An 18,259-nucleotide genomic window follows, 5' to 3' on the forward strand; every position below is an offset into this window, starting at 1 on the left:
GACATTTGCCCTGATCGACGTTCAACCGGTGCCCCATAAAAACAAAAGTCTCGGGAGAAAACGCATGTTTGCATTGTTACGTCGATCCACCCTTTTGCTCGCGGCTGTCGTCAGCACCGCTGTGCTTGCAACGCCTGCATTTGCGCTGGATACCGTCAAGTTCATGGCTCCCGGTTCGGTGGGCGGCGGTTATGACCAGACCGCACGCGTCTTGGGCAAAGCCTTGATTGAAGCCAACGCCGCCAAATCCGCCACCTTCGAAAACAAGGGGGGGGCAGGGGGGACGCTGGGGCTGGCGCAGTTTGCCAACAGCACCAAAGGCGATCCGAATGCGCTGCTGGTGGTCGGTGCGATCATGGTGACTGGCATCGAGCAGAACAAACCGCAGATTACCTTGAAAGATGTGACGCCAATTGCACGGCTGTTTACCGAATACAACGTGATTGCGGTGCGCAAGGAGTCCGAATTCAAAACCCTGGAGGACCTGCTGAAAGCCTTCAAGGACAAACCGACCAGTATTTCCTGGGGCGGGGGTTCCAAGGGGTCGATCGATCACATCGGCATTGCCGAACTGGCCGCGAAAATGGGCGTTCCGGTCAACAAGGTCAATTACGTTGCCTTCGCGGGCGGAGGGGAAGTGGTTGCCCAGGCATTGGGAGGGCAGATCAAAGTCATCACCGGCGGTTATGCCGAACTGGGCCAGTACGTCAGGAGTGGTCAGTTCCGTGTGCTCGCCATCGGTGCACCGGAGCGCGTGGCAGGCATCGATGCTCCAACGCTTAAAGAAAGCGGGTATGACGTGATCATCGGCAACTGGCGTGGTGTTTACGGTGCTGCGAATCTCACACCCGGGCAGCGCAAGGAAGTGACCGACGCCGTGGTCGCCGCCGCCAACAGCAAAGTCTGGAAAGACAATATTGAAACCAACAAATGGTCGCCCAACATCCTCACCGGTGACGAGTTCGGTAAATTCGTCGACGCCGAGCACGTGCGGCTGCGGGCGATGCTGGTCGAGGTGGGGCTGGTCAAACCATGAGCCAATCGCGCGCAATCGTGCCAGTGCAACTGGCGATTGGCGTCGGTGTGATCGCCATCAGCGCCGTGCTGGCCTACGGCGCTTTTCTTTTCCCTGACGAGATGGGGTTCGTCATTCTTGGCGCGTACGTCTATCCCTATGCCGTGGCGGTATTCCTCGCGGGCGTAGGCGTGGTACTGAGCTATCAGGCCCTTACCGGCGGTTTTCGCGAACTGGCGGACCACGAAGACGAATCCGCCAAAGTGTTGCCTGGCGGCAAGGCCGGTGTGGCGTGGGTGACGGGGGGGTTGGTGGGGGTGGCCGTGCTGATCAATCTGATCGGATTCGTCCTGGCGGCCGCGCTGTTGTTCGCCTGCTCGGCGCGGGGCTTTGGCAGTCGCCATCCGCTGCGTGATCTCGCCATCGGCATAGCCCTGACGCTACCGATTTACTGGCTGTTCAATGCCGGGCTGGGGGTTTCCCTTCCGCCGCTTGTCAACGCCTGGATCTGATTCGGGCCGCAGGAGATCAACAGGGTGGACATTCTTGCAAGCCTGGCAATGGGTTTTTCCTCGGCCCTGACGCCGATCAATCTGATGTGGGGGTTCATTGGCTGCCTGCTCGGCACCGCCATCGGCGTCTTGCCGGGCATAGGTCCGGCGCTGACCGTGGCGCTGCTGCTGCCGATCACCGCGAAGGTCGATCCCACCGGCGCGCTGATCATGTTCGCCGGCATTTACTATGGCGCGCAGTTCGGCGGTTCCACGACGTCCATTTTGCTTAATACACCCGGGGAATCCTCGTCCATGGTCACGGCCCTGGAAGGCAACCTCATGGCCCGAAATGGTCGAGCGGGACCAGCCTTGGCCACGGCGGCCATCGGCTCTTTTGTGGCGGGTACTATCGCCACGGTTCTGCTGACTTTGTTTGCGCCCATCGTGGCAAAACTGGCACTGAAGTTTGGGCCTGCGGAGTATTTCGCGATTCTGGTGCTGTCGTTCACAACGGTGTCTGCGGTGCTCGGGGCGTCCATGTTGCGCGGCTTTGCATCCCTGGGGATTGGCTTGACCGTCGGATTGATCGGGCTGGACTCGACCTCCGGTATCGCTCGCTACACCTTGGGCGTTCCAGAGCTGGTCGATGGCATCGAAGTCGTGCTGGTGGCGGTCGGGTTGTTTGCGGTGGGCGAAGCGCTGTACAGCCTGCTGTATCAGAAGGAAGAGGCAACCGGTCGACACCGCATGTCCTCCTTGTGGATGACGCGCGCCGACTGGAAGCGCTCGGTTCCGGCGTGGCTGCGGGGAACGTTGATCGGTTTTCCCTTCGGGTCGATCCCGGCCGGTGGCGCGGAGATCCCGACGTTCCTGTCCTATTCCACCGAGCGCAAGCTCAGCAAATACCCGAAAGAATTTGCTGCCAGCAAAGGCGAGGGCGCCATCGAGGGCGTTGCCGGCCCTGAAGCGGCGAACAACGCAAGCGCCACCGGCTCGCTGGTGCCGTTGCTGACCCTCGGTATCCCGACATCGGCCACCGCAGCCATCCTGTTGGCCGCCTTCCAGAACTACAACTTGCAGCCGGGGCCGCTGCTGTTTGAAACCTCGGGTGAACTGGTCTGGACCCTGGTGGCCTCGCTGTACATCGGCAACGTCATCCTGCTGGTGCTGAACCTGCCGTTGGTGGGGCTGTGGGTCAAACTTCTGCAAATCCCGAGGCCGTACCTGAACGCCGGGATCCTGGTGTTCGCCACCATCGGCGTGTACGGCATGCGTCACTCATCTTTCGACCTGTTGCTGATGCTGGCGATCGGGTGGGGCGGGGTGTTGATGCGCCGATTCGACTTCCCCGTCGCTCCGGTGATCGTGGGCATGCTGCTGGGGCCGATGGCGGAAAAACAACTGCGTAACGCGTTATCGATCAGCGAGGGCGACTGGACGGTGTTTCTGACGCAACCGATTTCCGCTGCGTTTCTGGCGTTGACGTTGCTGGTGCTGCTGGTCCCGCATCTGCTGCACGCCAGGGGCATCAAGTTGCATGAAGATGATTGAGCACGTCAGAAAGGCTAACGAATTCATGTGCGAATCCGGCGAACACCGATCGGTCCTGGTCGATGGAGGGGAACGCCGCTGAAAGTGCGTTCCTGGTAGTTCGAAGCTTGCGAAATCAGACGCGCGATGCTGGTCGGCTTCAACTTGCTGCATTCAGCGCTGGTTATGTCCTTTTGCCGATATCTACTGGCTTGTTAGCGTTAGTCGGCAATCCGCTGGCGCGTTAGAGTCGGGGCACCGTTCTTCGCCACCGCTGGATGCCACCGATGACTCGCCCCCGTTTTTTGCCCGACAACTTCACCCTGACCCTCATCGGCGTGGTCGTTCTCGCCAGCCTGCTGCCTGCCAGCGGCCAGGTCGCGGTCGGTTTTGGCTGGCTGACCAACCTCGCCATTGCCCTGTTGTTTTTCCTGCATGGCGCCAAACTGTCGCGTGAATCGATCATCGCCGGTGCCGGCCACTGGCGTCTGCATTTGCTGGTGTTCAGCCTGACGTTCATCCTGTTTCCGCTGATCGGCCTGGCGCTCAAACCCTTGCTCTCGCCGCTGATCGGCGACGAGCTGTACATGGGCATGCTCTACCTCTGCGCGCTGCCCGCCACAGTGCAGTCGGCGATTGCTTTCACGTCCCTGGCTCGCGGGAATATCCCGGCAGCCATTTGCAGCGCGGCGGCCTCCAGCCTGTTCGGGATTCTCCTGACGCCGTTGCTGGTGACGTTGCTGCTGAATGTGCACGGCGAGGGCGGTTCGACGCTCGATGCGATTCTGAAAATCAGCGTGCAACTGTTGCTGCCGTTCATTGCCGGGCAGATCGCCCGACGCTGGATCGGCGCCTGGGTGGCGCGCAACAAGAGCTGGCTCAAGTTCGTCGATCAAGGCTCGATCCTGTTGGTGGTCTACGGTGCATTCAGTGAGGCGGTGATCGAAGGCATCTGGCACCAGATTCCGCTCTGGGAGCTGGCCGGGTTGGTGGTGGTCTGCTGCATCGTGCTGGGCCTGGTATTGCTGGCGTCCACCGTGCTGAGCAAAGCCTTCGGCTTCAATCAGGAAGACCGCATCACCATCCTGTTCTGCGGTTCGAAAAAGAGCCTGGCCACCGGCGTACCGATGGCCCAGGTGTTGTTCGCCGGCAGCACCATAGGCGTGTTGATCCTGCCGTTGATGCTGTTCCATCAGATTCAGTTGATGGTCTGCGCGGTGCTGGCGCAGCGTTATGCCAATCGCCCGGAAACGGTTCCTGAACTCATGGCCCAGGTCGATCCTTGATTTCCGGGCTGGATTGCAAGCTATTGCCCGTCGATGAGGCGAGGCAGCTTCAGCGGGTTGAAATCACGCAGTGCCTCAGGCAACAGCGCATCCGGAAAACCCTGGTAAGCCACCGGGCGCAAGAAGCGTTCGATCGACGTCATGCCCACCGAGGTGAAGCGGCTGTCCGAAGTGGCCGGGAACGGGCCGCCGTGGACCGTGGCGTACGTCACCTCCTGGGGATGGGCAAACGCGTTGACAACGATGCGCCCGGTGCGGCGTTCCAGCACCGGCAGCAGGCGCCGGGCCAGTGGCAAGTCATTTTCTTCCAGGTGCAGCGCGGCGCTGAGCTGGCCTTCGAGCGAGCGAGCAATGGCGATCAGTTCAGCTTCATCCTCGACGGTCACCAGCAGCGCGGATGGACCGAAGACTTCCTGCGAAAGTACCGCTTCGCTCAGGAAGCGTTGGCCGTTGACCTCCAGCAGCGCCGATTGGCCGTCAAAGTCTGCGCTGGGGGCCGAACCTTCGGCGACGCGGCGCGCACCGGCGTCCTCCATTGCGGCCAGACCGTTGAGGTAGGACGCATGGATCCCCGGCGTCAACATTGTGCGCGCCGAGGCCTCGGCCACGCGTTTCACCATGGCGTCGCGCAGTGCTTCAAGACCCGCACCTTTGATCGCGATCAGCAGGGCGGGCCTGAGGCAGGCTTGCCCGACATTGACCAGCATGCGCTCGATAAAGCCGTCACCGATCTGCGCACCGCGCTCGGCCAGTGCGGCGGGCAGGATGAACGTGGGATTGATGCTGGTCATCTCGGTGAACACCGGAATGGGGTCGGGCCGTAGTTGCGCGCGGCGATACAATGCCATGCCGCCCTGTTCCGAACCGGTAAACGTCACGGCCTTGACCAGCGGATGATCGACCAGGGCTTCGCCGATCGTGTTGCCCACGCCGCGCACCATCGAGAAAACGCCCTCGTGCAACCCGTGGTCCTGCACCGCCTTCTGGATAGCCCGCGCCTGGATTTCCGAAGCGCCCGGATGGGCGTTGTGCGCCTTCAGAATGACGGTCGCGCCAGCGGCCAATGCCGACGCGGTATCGCCACCGGCCACTGAATAGGCGATCGGAAAGTTGCTCGCCCCGAAAATCGCCACCGGGCCGATGGCGATTTTTTGCAACCGATGGTCCATGCGCGGGCGAGGCTGACGATCAGGCTGCGCCGGATCGATGGCCAGTTGCAGGAAGCGGCCTTTGCGCACGACCTCCGCGAACTGGCGAAACTGTGTGGCGGCCCTTGTGGCCTCGCCTTCCAGTTGCGCTTGCGGCAAGCCCGTTTCAAGCGCGGCACGGGCCGCTAGCTCTGCGCGGACTGCTTCAAGATTGTCGGCAATGCTTTCGAGAAACGCCGCGCGCGCAGCGAGCGAGGTGTGGCTGTAACTGTCGAATGCCTCGTCGGCGAGCGTTGCCGCCCGGTGGACTTGCGCCACGCCACCCAGCGCAAAATCCGGTTCGATCAACGTGTTGGTGGCGGGGTTGAGCGCTTTCATCGTCCCTTCAGTGGCAGGGACATCGTGGGCGCCGATCAGCAGGTTTCCTGTGAGTTTCATCAGCGGTTACTCCTGCTGTGCCAGCGTGGCGACGAGTTCTTCCGTGGTCACAATGGCGTGAGCAAAGGTAGGGCCATTCAGCTCGTGGGCAGCGTGCATCATCTCCGGACGGAAGGCAGCAGTCGCATCACGCACCAGCGTGACGTGGTAACCCAGTTCCGATGCATAGCGGGCAGTCGCTTCGATGCAGGTGTTGGCCAGCAGGCCGACGATGATCACGTGAGTGATGCCTTTCTGCTTCAGGCGAAAATCGAGATCGGTATTGGCAAAGCCGCTGGAGCCCCAATGCTCCTGAACGACGATGTCACCGTCCTTTGGCGCGAAATCCGGATGCCATTCGCCGCCCCATTCCCCGCGAGCGAAGTGGTGCATGTGCATGATCTTGCACTGGGTCGGTGTCGGATGGTCCCAGCCTTCGTAGTCGCCGTGTTCCCAGCGATGGTGCGGTACGATGACCACCGGAATGTCGCGGGCGCGCACCGCGCGGTCGAGGGCGCGCAGGTTGTCGAGCAGGCCGACTTGCTCGGCGATCGGCTTGATCAAGGGGAAGACCTTGCCGTTTTCCGACAGGAAATCGTTGTACGGATCGACCAGCAGGTAAGCGGTCCTGTTGAGCGGATACGGGGCGTTCGACATGACGATGTTCTCCACGAAAAGTTGAGTGACCGGTGCCGGGGACTTGCCTGGGCATCTTGTTGATATGATAATCATAGTAACTGTGAAAGAGGCAAGTCCTATGTCGATAAATACCAGTGTTCCCGACACCCTTTGCCCGATTTCCCGGGCCGAGGCGATCGTGGGCGATCGCTGGACCGTGCTGGTACTGCGTGAGTTGATTATGGGGAGTCATCGCTACGACGAGATCCAGGCGCAGACCGGCGGCACCCCGCAAATGGTCGCTGCACGCTTGAAGAGTCTGGAGGCTGACGGCCTGGTCGAGCGCCGTCTCTACAACGAACGCCCGCCACGCTACGAGTACCACCTGACCGAAAAAGGGCAGGCCTTTTACTCGGTGATACTGGCGCTGCGTGCCTGGGGGGAAACCTGGTGCAAGTCGCCGGAGGAAGGCCTGGCGGTGGTGTACACCCACAAGACCTGTGGCGAGCCCGCAGGGTTAGGACCGCTTTGCGAACATTGCGGTGAGTTGTTGCGTCGGGATGAGCTGATCAGTGAGCAGAGCGAAGCCTACGCCGCAGAACGACATACGCGGCGTGAGGCTTTCAAAGGGAGTCGGGGCCAAGCGTAAGGAGGCTGTAACCGCCCTCCCTGCGCTTGCGAACGAGGAGGGCGTTGTGCAAATGATCAGCGGTGTCAGAACTCCGGCGTGTATTTCACACTGAACATCACGTTGCGCGGATCACCGTAGTTATTGTTGCCATTGATCTGGTTGTACGCCGCCGCAAAGTAGGTCTTGTCAAACAGGTTGTTGGCGTTCATCGCCAGCTCGATTTCCGGCGTGAGCTGGTAACCGACACGGGCGTTCCACACGGTGTAACCCGGAACGTTGACGGAGTGGTCGTAACCAATTGTGTGGGTTTGAGCAACGAAGCCCAGGCCAGTGCTGACACGGCTCCAGTCGCCACTCAACTGGTAGTTGCCCCAGACGCGCAGCATGTGTTTTGGCGTCCACCAGCTGAAGACCTTGCCTTCGTTGTCCGGGTCCTTGAGGTACTTGGTGGTGTTGTAGGTATAACCGGCAAACAGTTGCAGGCCGTCCAGCACTTCGCCGCTGATTTCAGCGTCGAGACCCTGGCTGCGTACTTTGCCGGAAGCCTTCGAGCAGTACCAACCGTCGCAGATTTGCCCGCCATCGGTATCGAGCGTTGCACGGTTTTCCTGGTCGTAACGGAACAGGGCCAGGGACGTATTGACCCGTCCCTCCATCAACTCGCCCTTGAGACCCACTTCGTAGTTCGTACCGATAATCGGTTTAACGACCGAGCCGCCGGTATCGCGTTCGGTTTGCGGTGTGAACACGTCGGTGTAGCTGGCATAGACCGCCCATTCGCGGCTCAGGTCATAGACGATGCCAGCGAAAGGGGTCACTTCGCCGTTTTCGTTGCTGGTGCTTTCAGGATCGGCGGTGATGCTGGTCGCGTCCTGGCGCCACGATTTGTAGCTGTAGTCGTACCAGCTGACCCGCGAGCCGAGCACCAGGGTCAGCGGATCGATCGGCTTGACCCGCCAGCTGCCGTACAGACCCTTTTGGCGGATGTCATATCTGCTCGGTGTCCCACGACCTCCGGGGCTATTGAGCAAACCGTCGTAGCTGATTTCCGGACGATCGTGATCAATGTCGAAGAGAGTGTCGGTACTGTTATTGAAGGTCCGAGCGAATTTGTCATCCGAGGTGTACTTGGAGAAGTTGCCGCCCACCATGATTTCCTGCTGCATGGACAAGGCTTCGAACTTGCCGTTGAGGTTCATGTCCAGCGCGACTTTGGTGGAGTCCAAGTCAGTTACGAAGTCAGCGTATTGCACGCCGCTGCCATCGGCATTGATGCCATTGCCACTGGATTGCACCCGTTGGTTCTTCGCCTTGTTGGTTTCAGTCATGCGCACAGCGCCAACCTTGAAAGCCCAATCGTCATTGAAACGGTGCTCCAGGTCGGTGTAGAGCGTGGTGACATCGATGTCCGAATGGTTCCACTTCGCCCCGGTGTAAGTTTTGCGCGGCAGGTCGACGGGTTTGCCGTCGGCGTAGCGCGGGAAGCCGCGGACATTCGAGCGCGATTCACCGTCGGACTGGCTGACCGCAAAACCCAGGGTCGTGTCCTCGCTCAGATCGAAGTCCAGCGCGCCGTACAGTGAGGTGGTCTCATACCATTCGGAATCGACGAACGAGTGGCTGTTGTCCTGGTCGGCCACCAGGCGGCCGCGCACGGTGCCGGCCTGGTTCAGCGGCCCGCCGGCGTCCAGTTGCAGACCGTAGTGATCCCAGGAGCCGGCCTTGCCGGTGAGGGTGACGGTCGGTGCGTTCTGGCCGCGTTTGCGCACCAGGTTGACGGCGCCACCAGGGCTGCCGGTGCCTTGCAGCAAACCGGACGCGCCACGCAGCACTTCCATGCGATCGAAGAAGATCAGGTCCTGCGTGGCCCAGTTGCCCAGCGCGTAGGTGTTGCGCGGGATCGGCACGCCGTCGTATTGCCAGTCATCAATCTGGAAACCGCGCGAACTGAGGATCAAGCCTCTGCCGACACCCTGAGCACCGACCAGGCCGGTGGTCTTGTTGGCCGCGTCCTTGAGATCGACGATATCCTGATCGTCCATTTGCTTGCGGGTCATCACCGTGACCGACTGCGGGATTTCCTTGAGGGTGTGGGTGCCCTTGCCGATGGTCACTGCTCGCGCGGCGTAAGAGCCTGAGCCTTCGGTGGTGGCGTCGGTGCTGCGTTCGACGATGTTGGTCACGCCCAGTTGCAACGCTGCGCCGCTGTCGGCGGCGGGCTCGACGCTGAAGTTACCTTGTCCGGTCACTCGCAATTGCAGGCCGCTGCCCGCCAACGCCTTTTGCATCGCTTGTTCCACGGGCATTTGGCCGATCACCACCGGTGCCTGTTTGCCCCGCACCAGCGAAGGCTCCAATGAAACGATGTGGCCGCTCTGGCTGGCGATGGCATTCAGCGTGCTGGCGAGGGGGCCGGCCGGCAGGTTGAACGTCAGGTCTTGGGCCTGTGACAGGGCAGGGCTCGCCAGGGTTGCCAGGGCGACAGCGGCGGAAAGGGCGTGGGGCCATGGGTTGAACACAGCGTTCTCCTGAAAATGTGAAAGTGTCAGGAGATAGGTGGGACGAGAAATGAAAACCGGACACGAATGAGAGCGATTTGCAAAAAAAAAGTAGTTCAGCCAGGTTATTTCGGACGAATCAGCGTCAGCCACGGGCTGTAGCGATCCACGCGAATCGGCAGTGTTTCTGCCAGCGCCGTGAACACCCGATCGGGATCGTTCAACGGGAATACGCCCTGGACGCGCAAACCGCGAACCTCGGGCGCCACTCGGACGAAACCCCTGCTGTAAGGACGTAGCGCGTCGACCACTTGCTCCAGAGGTTCGTCCAGCACATTCAATCGGCCGCTGAGCCAATCGGCGCGATGACGCTGATCGCCAGCCACCGGGGCAATTTTCCCTTCATACAACAAGGCCGATTGGCCTTCCTGCAGGTCAAGCGTCGCACCGTCGAACAGACGGGCTTCGACCGAATGTTGCAGCACCACGACGCGAGTCGCGTCTTGTTCCTGAGCCACCAGGAATCGGGTGCCCAGTGCACGTATTTCACCCTGGGCAGTGCGCACGCGCAGCGGACGCGTGGGGTCGGCTGCGACCTGAATCACCAGTTCGCCGTGGCGCAGAATCACCAGCCTTTGCTGGTCATCGAAGCGCAGATCCACCGCACTGTCGGCATTCAGGCTCAGGCGGCTGCCGTCGGTCAGCGTGAAGTCCTGGCGCTGGCCGCGGACGGTGTGCAGGTCCGCCAGCAGCGAGTCACCCAGCGGGCTGCGAACACCCAGCCATGCGCCGCCGCCCAGCAGGCCCAGGCCGACGATCACGCGCAGCGCATCGCGGCGTGAACCGTGGGGTTGCAGCAGCAGTTGCCGCGCTTCGTCGGCCTGACCGGGCAGGCGCCGATCCAGCGCACGAATGGTGTTGAAGGAAGCCCCGAGGCGTTCTTGCAATGTCGCCCAGGCCCGGGCGTGGGCGGGATCCATCGCCAGCCATGCGTTGAACCGTTCTTGCAGTGCGGCATCGGGCTTGCCGGCACGAAGGCTCACCATCCAGTCGATGGCCTGCTCGCTGACCGGATCGAGACGCGGCGTGCTCATGGCGCCAACTCGCTCAGGTAGCACTGACTCAATGCCTGTTTCATGTAACGGCTGACCGTGCGCTCCGACAGCTCCAGTTTTTGCGCAATCGCCACGTAGCTCAAACCGTCCAGCTGGCTGTAGAGGAACGTAGCTTTGACGACTATTGGCAAGCCGTCGAGCGCCCGGTCGATGGCAACCAGGGCTTCGATCAACTGCAACTGTTCTTCAGGGGAAGGGGCGAACGCTTCGGGCAGCGTGGACAGGCGTTCGAGGTAGGCCAGTTCCAGCTTGCGCCGGCGATGACGATCAAAGATCAGGCGTCGGGCAATGGTCGAGAGGTAAGCGCGAGGTTGTTCGATGCTGTCCGGGTCTACCCGGGCAGTCAGCATCTGGCAAAACGTATCGGCGGCGGTGTCCTCAGCGTCCGCGTGATTGCGCAGTCGCCGCTGGATATGCTGCAGCAGCCAGCGATGATGGTCGCTGAAAAAGAAGCCCAGCTTGCTGGTCGGAGGAGGTTGCACCGGTTGGTTTTCCAGATGTTAGTGTGAATCGTTCTCAATACTACCTTTGAGATGATGGCCACTGCAATCTCTGACTTCGCCAACGGAGCGGGCACTTCTTTGGTTCAACGATCCGCCAGTTCTTCCAGCAGGTCTGCTGAAGGAACGAAGAACAGGCCTCCGGTGACCGCCGTGCTGAAATCGAGCAAACGGTCGTAATTGCCCGCCGGTCTGCCAACAAACATGTTCTCGAGCATCAGCTCAAGCGGGGCTGGCGAGCGCGCATAGCCGATGAAATACGTGCCGAATTCACCGGCGCCGGGGCGCCCAAAGGGCATGTTGTCGCGCAGGATTTTCACTTCCTGCCCGTCCTGGGTAATCGTCGTCAGGGCGCTGTGCGAGGAGGTCGGCTTGACTGAATCATCGAGTTCGATATCGGACAATTTGGTGCGCCCGATAACCCGTTCCTGAGCCTCGACGGACAACGCGTTCCAGGCCGTCATGTTGTGCAGGTACTTTTGCACCAGCACATAACTGCCTGCGGTGAACGACGGATCTTCGTTGCCCACGAGCGTGAAGTCGACCGCCTTGCGACCGACCGGGTTTTCGGTGCCATCCACGAAACCGATGATGCTGCGCATATCGAAATAGCGGAAACCCTGGACTTCATCGACGACCGAAACCGCCTCTCCAAGCGATGACAGTAACTGCGTCGCCAGTTCGAAGCAGAGGTCCATCTGGTCGGCACGGATGTGCAGCAAAATGTCGCCCGGCGTTGCCACGGCGCGGCGTCCCTCTACGCCAAATTCGCGAAAGGCGTGCAGTGAGGCCGGGCGCGGATTGCCGAACAAAGCGTCCCACGCCGTGGACCCAAAACCGCAGACACACGACAGGTTGCCGGAGGGGACGCGTTTGCCAACCGATCGTGTCAGGGACGCGACATCGGCGCACCAGGCCCGGACTTTCCCGGCAGCGTCACTGCCAGGCGCCAGGGTTGCCACGATAAAAATCGCGCTGCTGGTAATGGGGTTGCAGATGGCTTGGGGCTCAGGCGTTTGGTTATCCATTGGCATCCACGCTGTCCGGGTGAGTTGCCACACTCTAGCGTTCTCGCGAGTGGAGTGAAATACATGCGTTCGGCCTGTCACCGGGCGCTTTTAATGTATCGTCTGCTCCAAAGGATTTAGGCCCACGTACGGAGACAGCATGACCCTGACCGCCGAAACACTGATCGAAATCGCGATGACCAACCCGGCCAACGCCGAGATTGCCAGGCGCTTGCCTGCGCTCGGGCTGAGCCAGTGCATGCTGACGGCGGGTTGCCTGTTTCAAGCGGTATGGAATCATCAGTCCGGCCGGCCTGCCGCGTGGGGCATTAAGGATTACGACGTTTTTTACTTTGATGAAGACGAATCGTGGGACGCCGAAAACGAAGTCATCCTGGCGGCGCGAGCGCATTTTCACGACCTCGACGCGACGATCGAAATCAAGAATCAGGCACGGGTTCATCGTTGGTACACACAGCGATTTGGCGTGGAGTATCCGCAATTGCGCTCAGCGAAGGATGGCATCGATCGGTATCTGATTGCAGGGACGTGTATCGGTCTCGATGTGGTGAGCGGCGAGGTGTATGCGCCTTACGGTTTGAGCGATGTCGAGGCAGGACTGCTACGGATCAATCCGGTCATGCATGAAACTGACTTGTTTACTCACAAGGCTGAAAGTTATCGGGCTCGATGGCCTTGGCTGACGATTGTCAGCGCTGACGCTGTCCCTGATTGAAATAAAAGGGGACAGGGCTCGAATACCCCATCCCCGTCATCACATAACAATCAGAACTTGAACGCCTGGCGTCCAACCAGCAGCCAGCGGCCTTTCTGTTTCTGCCAGATCTGGAAGTTTTCGATCTCGGTTGGAATCACTTCAGTGCCTTTCAATGCCTGTGCCGAGAAATGGTTGCGAACCAGGGCGACGTCACCGGACAGGGTGATGGTCTGGTTTTGCATCTCCAGGGTTTTGAAGGCGCTTCGCCCGGTTTCGATGTCGGCGATGTATTCCTGTTTGTTCTGGATCTTCCCGCTGGAATGCCCGTAGGTCAGGTTCTCGGCGGTCAGTGCGTTCAGTTCGGGAATGTTCTTTTTCAGCATGGCTTGGGTCAGGTGGTCGACGGCCTGCGCCACGTCTTTCTCAGCGGAGGACGGAGTCGCTGCGACGTAGCCACTGAACAGGCACAGAAAACCAATCAGCAATTTCATTTTTTTCATGGGTGTTTCCTTGTTGTTGTGGGTGAACGAGTGATGGACTTTAAACGGCATTCATCAGTCGTCGTACAACCTAGCATGCACTAATGAAAAAACGAACTTGCGGACCGGGGTTTTCTCGAAGTTATGGAGATGTTCATGCGCGAAGCCGCCGGGGTGCTCTGTTGAACGAGCTGAATCAGACCTATATTGGTTGCGCCGGGTGGAGCCTGCCTCGTGACTGCTGGCCATCGTTTGCTGTCGATGGCACGCACTTGCAGCGGTATGCGTCGCAACTGACGGCCGTTGAAATCAACAGCTCGTTTTATCGCCCGCATCGGCCGCAGACCTATCTACGCTGGGCGCAGTCGGTCCCGGCCGCCTTTCGCTTTTCGGTGAAGATGCCCAAGCTCATCACCCATGTGCACCGCCTGCAGGGCTGTGAGCTGTTGCTGGACGAATTTCTGGCCCAGTGCACCGCGCTGGGTGAGTCTTTAGGTTGCATTCTGGTGCAGTTACCGCCATCGCAGGCTTACGAGGAGGGCGTTGCTTCGGCGTTTTTCGCGGCGTTGCGCCTGCGTTATGCCGGGCCGGTGGTGATTGAACCCCGGCATGAAAGCTGGCGGGACGCGGAAGAATTGTTGAACGAGCAGAAAGTCGGCCGGGTGGCTGCCGACCCATCGCCCCTTGCCGGTGGCGAGAGGCCGGGTGGCTGGCCGGGCATTCAATACTGGCGCTGGCACGGTTCGCCGCGCATCTATCACAGTAATTACGACCCGAGCCGACTGGAGGCGCTGGCGCAGCAGGTGCGGAATGCGGAGCAGGCGGGCGCCGTCAGCTGGTGCATCTTTGATAACACCGCCAGTGGTTTTGCGCTGGGCAATGCGTTGACCCTGCAAGCGCTTCTGGGCTGCAAGGCTCAAGCGGTATCCACCCTGTGAGTCACTCAAATCATGCAGGCAAACCCACATCCCCCGATACGAACTGGCGCTGCTGATCCTGCTGCTGTTGATCGTCGTGGCGTTCGGCCTCTCTCCCCGCAGTCGAGTTGTTACGGGTTACTGCTGGTTTCCCTTCGCGGCAAAACGCAAAAGGCGCCGATGACGACCGCATGTCGTAAAAGCGCGAGCGCATCGAAATAGCCTTCAATTCCCCTCTGCCGCAGTCGATAGCCTGTTCAGAAGCCATTTGCGAATGGCTGTAGCCAACTGACAGGGGACTCACAGAGTGTCGATAAAACTACGTTTGATCCTGCTGATAGGCACCGGTCTGCTCACGGCTTTGATCATGAGCCTGGTCAGTTACCTGGGAAACTCGCAAATGGCGACCGCGGTGAACGACAACGAGGTCAGCATGGCCGCGCTGCGCAATCACCTCGAAGCGGACATGATGCACGACGCGTTACGCGCCGACGTGCTGTCGGCGATGCTGCTCGGCCTGGGCAAAAGCACCAGCACCCCTGCCGAAGTGCGCAGTTCCATCGAGGAGCACGCGTCGCACTTTCGTGAAGTGCTGGGTGAAAACCTCAAACTGCCGGTCAACGACACCATCAAGGCCGGCTTGAACAAGATCAAACCCAGCCTTGATACCTACATCAGCGCCGCCGAGCGCATTGTCGGGCTGGCCCTGCAAAATCCGGATGCGGCACAAAAAGAGCTGGGCAACTTCAACACCGCCTTCAGCCAGCTGGAAGACCAGATGGCGGCCCTCAGCGAGCTGATCGAAACCAACACCCAGCAAACCAGCGCAGGCACTCAGCAGGCCATCAGTGACGCCAACCTCACGCTCGGTATTGTGCTTGTCGCCAGTCTGTTGCTGTTGCTCGTCCAGGGACGCTGGGTGATTTTGAGCATCATGGGGCCGTTGCAAACCGCCAGCCGCATTGCCGAGAGCATCGCCCACGGCAACCTGAGCGAACCGATTGCCGAGCCCACCCGCAAGGACGAAGCCAGCGCACTGATCCGCAGCCTGGCGACCATGCAGCGCGATTTGCGCGGCATGATCGAAGTGGTGCGCAGCAACGCCCATGGCGTCAGTGGTATGAGCGCGCAGTTGAGCAATGGTTGCCACGAAGTCGCCGACAGCAGCCAGCAGCAAAGCGCCGCCGCCACTACCATGGCCGCCGCCGCGAGTGAAATGACTGCGAGCATCGAAGACATCACTCGCCACGCCGAGCGTGCGCTGAACATGGCCAACCAGGCCGAGGCACTGGCCAAGAATGGCGGTCGGGTGATCCATCAGGTGGTTAACGACATGGACGGGATTGCGCGATCAGCCCAGCAGTCCGCTCAGGTCATCCGCACGCTGGACAAGGAATCCGAGGGCATTTTCAGCATCATTCAGGTGATCAAGGGCATCGCCGATCAAACCAACCTGCTGGCGTTGAATGCCGCCATCGAGGCCGCGCGGGCCGGGGAGCAGGGGCGCGGGTTTGCCGTGGTGGCCGACGAAGTCCGCAGCCTGGCGGGGCGCACCAGCGCTTCCACCCAGGAAATCGCCACGATGGTTGCGCGCATCCAGCAAAGCACCCGCGAGGCGGTCACCAGCATGGAGGCGGGCGTGGCCCAGGTCGACAAAGGCATGGCCGTGACTGCCGACGTCGAACGGGCCATCCGCGAAATCCTCGAAGCCACGCTGAACACCACGCAACTGGTGAACGACATCTCCCGCACGATCGGCGAGCAGAGCCTGGCCAGCAATGAAATCGCGCATCAGGTGGAGGTAATTGCGGGCATGTCGGAAGGCAACAGCAAGGTCATTGGCCAGACGGCTTCGACCACGGATGATTTGTCGGCGCTGGCGGGTAAGCTTTCGCAGTCGGTGGATCGGTTTCGGTTGTGAAGCCCATTCAACATTGATCTCGCCTGACCGGGCGCCATCGCGAGCAGGCTCGCTCGCACATTTTTATCGTTGTAGTACACGGTATTGATGTGCACAGGAGATCCAATGTGGGAGCGAGCCTGCTCGCGATGGCGTCAGATCAGTCAAAGCTGAACTACGGCTTAAAGATACTTATCCGTTACAGCCCCCTCCGAAGCACTCGACACCGTCTTTGCATACTTCGCCAACACCCCGCGTTTGTACTTCGATTCCGGCCGCACCCAGCGCGTCTTGCGCTCGGCCATTTCAGCATCGGAAACGTCCACCGTGATCTGCCGGCTTTCGGCATCGATGGTGATTTTGTCGCCGTCTTCGATCAACGCAATCGGCCCGCCATCAAAGGCTTCCGGCGTGATGTGCCCCACCACGAATCCGTGCGAACCACCGGAGAAACGGCCGTCGGTGATCAGCGCAACGTCCTTGCCCAGGCCTTTGCCCATGACCGCCGACGTCGGCGAGAGCATTTCGCGCATGCCGGGGCCGCCCTTGGGGCCTTCGTAACGGATCACGATCACGTCACCGGCTTTCACTTCGCCATTCAGAATGCCGGCCAGCGCACCTTCTTCACCGTGATAGACCCGCGCCGTGCCTTCAAAACGCAGGCCTTCCTTACCGGTGATCTTGGCCACTGCGCCGGAGGGCGAAAGGTTGCCGCGCAGCACGACCAGGTGGGAATCCTTTTTGACCGGCTGGTCGAAGGGCAGAATCACATCCTGACCTTCAGGGTAATCCGCCACGTTTTCGAGGTTCTCCGCGAGGGTCTTGCCGGTCACGGTCATGGCATCGCCATGCAACATGCCCGCCGCGAGCATGCGCTTCATCAGTGGTTGAATACCGCCGATGGCGACCAGTTCGCTCATCATGTATTGGCCGCTGGGGCGCAGATCGGCCACCACCGGCGACACCTTGCCCAGCTCGACAAAATCATCCAGCGTCAGCTCGACATCCACCGCGTGCGCCATGGCCAGCAGATGCAGCACCGCATTGGTCGAGCCGGCGAGGGCGATCACCACCCGAATCGCATTTTCGAAGGCTTTGCGGGTCATGATGTCCCGGGGTTTGAGGTCCAGCTTCAGCAGCTCCATGACCTGCTGGCCAGCGCGGAAACTGTCCGAGGCCTTGTCGCTGCCGACGGCGTCCTGGGAGCTGGAACCGGGCAGGCTCATGCCCAATGCTTCAATGGCCGAAGCCATGGTGTTGGCGGTGTACATCCCGCCGCAGGAACCGGCGCCGGGTATCGCCACTTCCTCGATCTGCTTGACCTGGATTTCGTTGATGTCACCGCGCGCATTCTGGCCCACGGCTTCGAACACGGAAATGATGTCGGTGTGGCCGGCGCCCGGGCGGATCGTACCGCCATAGACGAAGATGGAAGGGCGATTCAGCCGCGCCATGCCGATCAGGCAGCCCGGCATGTTCTTGTCGCAACCGCCCACCGTCACCAGTCCGTCAAATCCTTCACAACCGGCCACCACTTCGATTGAATCGGCAATGACCTCGCGTGACACCAGCGAATACTTCATGCCCTCCGTGCCGTTGGCGATGCCGTCGGAAATGGTGATGGTGTTGAAAATCACCCCCTTGGCCCCGGCGGCATTCGCGCCTTTTTCAGCCTCGATCGCCAGTTTGTCGATGTGCATGTTGCACGGCGTCACCATCGCCCAGGTCGAGGCGATGCCGATCTGCGGCTTCTTGAAGTCCTCGTCCGTGAAACCCACGGCGCGCAACATCGAGCGGCCGGGCGCGCGCTCCACGCCGTCGACCACTTGAGAGGAATATTTGCGCAGGTTGTCTTTATCGCTCATGACTGCTCCTCACCGGCTCGCCGAGAAAATCACGATGAGTATAGTGGCCTCGGCGTCTATGCTCGGACTATCAGGTCGGGAACAGACGCGCGGGTTTGCGATGTCGTGATATTCTTCGCCC

The 18,259-nt window shown here is 60.5% G+C and carries 16 protein-coding genes and 1 pseudogene; 9 read left to right on the forward strand and 8 right to left on the reverse strand.

Features of this window, described 5'->3' with window-relative positions:
* The first annotated feature begins 64 nt into the window (after positions 1-64).
* The 4 genes from B723_RS18345 (at position 65) to B723_RS18360 (ending at position 4,325) form a co-directional block, all read left to right on the forward strand.
* Complete coding sequence (locus B723_RS18345) at positions 65-1,036, forward strand: Bug family tripartite tricarboxylate transporter substrate binding protein (protein WP_017338104.1); 972 nt, start codon at positions 65-67, stop codon at positions 1,034-1,036.
* Entirely contained in the window at positions 1,033-1,527 is a 495-nt protein-coding gene (locus B723_RS18350) for a tripartite tricarboxylate transporter TctB family protein (RefSeq protein ID WP_017338105.1), read from the forward strand. Before B723_RS18345 ends, B723_RS18350 begins: the two co-directional genes overlap by 4 nt.
* 24 nt (positions 1,528-1,551) lie before the next feature.
* Positions 1,552-3,060: a tripartite tricarboxylate transporter permease gene (locus tag B723_RS18355; RefSeq protein WP_031318754.1), complete on the forward strand. Its 1,509-nt coding sequence runs from the start codon at positions 1,552-1,554 to the stop codon at positions 3,058-3,060.
* 266 nt (positions 3,061-3,326) lie between these two features.
* Positions 3,327-4,325, forward strand: coding sequence for a bile acid:sodium symporter family protein (locus B723_RS18360; protein WP_017338107.1), 999 nt, complete (start codon positions 3,327-3,329; stop codon positions 4,323-4,325).
* Between the two features lie 20 nt (positions 4,326-4,345).
* Here the strand turns inward: B723_RS18360 and B723_RS18365 are convergent, their stop codons facing one another.
* Together B723_RS18365 and B723_RS18370 are read right to left on the reverse strand one after the other, a co-directional pair.
* Entirely contained in the window at positions 4,346-5,911 is a 1,566-nt protein-coding gene (locus B723_RS18365; protein WP_017338108.1) for an aldehyde dehydrogenase (NADP(+)), read from the reverse strand.
* Positions 5,912-5,917: 6 nt separating this feature from the next.
* Complete coding sequence (locus tag B723_RS18370) at positions 5,918-6,547, reverse strand: isochorismatase family cysteine hydrolase (RefSeq protein WP_017338109.1); 630 nt, start codon at positions 6,545-6,547, stop codon at positions 5,918-5,920.
* A gap of 100 nt (positions 6,548-6,647) precedes the next feature.
* Here B723_RS18370 and B723_RS18375 point away from each other — a divergent pair, with 100 nt between their 5' ends.
* Positions 6,648-7,157 carry a winged helix-turn-helix transcriptional regulator gene (locus B723_RS18375; protein WP_017338110.1) on the forward strand — a complete coding sequence of 170 codons (510 nt, stop codon included), beginning with the start codon at positions 6,648-6,650 and terminating at the stop codon, positions 7,155-7,157.
* A 65-nt stretch (positions 7,158-7,222) separates the two neighbouring features.
* On the opposite strand, the gene B723_RS18380 is transcribed toward B723_RS18375, so the two are convergent.
* The 4 genes from B723_RS18380 to B723_RS18395 form a co-directional block, all read right to left on the reverse strand.
* Positions 7,223-9,658 carry a TonB-dependent siderophore receptor gene (locus B723_RS18380; protein WP_017338111.1) on the reverse strand — a complete coding sequence of 812 codons (2,436 nt, stop codon included), beginning with the start codon at positions 9,656-9,658 and terminating at the stop codon, positions 7,223-7,225.
* Between the two features lie 104 nt (positions 9,659-9,762).
* Entirely contained in the window at positions 9,763-10,731 is a 969-nt protein-coding gene (locus B723_RS18385) for a FecR domain-containing protein (protein WP_017338112.1), read from the reverse strand.
* Entirely contained in the window at positions 10,728-11,234 is a 507-nt protein-coding gene (locus B723_RS18390) for a sigma-70 family RNA polymerase sigma factor (protein ID WP_017338113.1), read from the reverse strand. Before B723_RS18390 ends, B723_RS18385 begins: the two co-directional genes overlap by 4 nt.
* A gap of 104 nt (positions 11,235-11,338) precedes the next feature.
* The gene (locus B723_RS18395) at positions 11,339-12,280 is read right to left on the reverse strand and encodes a Dyp-type peroxidase (protein WP_017338114.1); all 942 of its coding nucleotides are present in this window, start codon (positions 12,278-12,280) and stop codon (positions 11,339-11,341) included.
* Positions 12,281-12,419: 139 nt separating this feature from the next.
* Between B723_RS18395 and B723_RS18400 the strand changes: the two genes are divergently transcribed.
* Positions 12,420-12,995 (forward strand): nucleotidyltransferase family protein, encoded by a 576-nt coding sequence (locus B723_RS18400; protein ID WP_017338115.1) that lies wholly within the window; start codon positions 12,420-12,422, stop codon positions 12,993-12,995.
* Positions 12,996-13,045: 50 nt separating this feature from the next.
* Here the strand turns inward: B723_RS18400 and B723_RS18405 are convergent, their stop codons facing one another.
* Positions 13,046-13,477, reverse strand: a complete 432-nt coding sequence (locus B723_RS18405; protein ID WP_017338116.1) for a nuclear transport factor 2 family protein — start codon at positions 13,475-13,477, stop codon at positions 13,046-13,048.
* A 161-nt stretch (positions 13,478-13,638) separates the two neighbouring features.
* Between B723_RS18405 and B723_RS18410 the strand changes: the two genes are divergently transcribed.
* From B723_RS18410 to B723_RS34155, 3 genes and pseudogenes are all read left to right on the forward strand, one after another.
* Positions 13,639-14,394, forward strand: coding sequence for a DUF72 domain-containing protein (locus tag B723_RS18410; protein ID WP_017338117.1), 756 nt, complete (start codon positions 13,639-13,641; stop codon positions 14,392-14,394).
* 286 nt (positions 14,395-14,680) lie between these two features.
* Positions 14,681-15,436: pseudogene (locus B723_RS34150) on the forward strand (MCP four helix bundle domain-containing protein); the annotation flags it as partial.
* Between the two features lie 132 nt (positions 15,437-15,568).
* Complete coding sequence (locus tag B723_RS34155) at positions 15,569-16,294, forward strand: methyl-accepting chemotaxis protein (protein ID WP_425311823.1); 726 nt, start codon at positions 15,569-15,571, stop codon at positions 16,292-16,294.
* A 161-nt stretch (positions 16,295-16,455) separates the two neighbouring features.
* Here the strand turns inward: B723_RS34155 and ilvD are convergent, their stop codons facing one another.
* The gene (gene ilvD / locus B723_RS18420; protein ID WP_017338119.1) at positions 16,456-18,138 is read right to left on the reverse strand and encodes a dihydroxy-acid dehydratase; all 1,683 of its coding nucleotides are present in this window, start codon (positions 18,136-18,138) and stop codon (positions 16,456-16,458) included.
* Positions 18,139-18,259: the final 121 nt, after the last annotated feature.

It is taken from the genome of Pseudomonas fluorescens NCIMB 11764 (assembly GCF_000293885.2).
GTDB classification, from domain to species: domain Bacteria; phylum Pseudomonadota; class Gammaproteobacteria; order Pseudomonadales; family Pseudomonadaceae; genus Aquipseudomonas; species Aquipseudomonas fluorescens_B.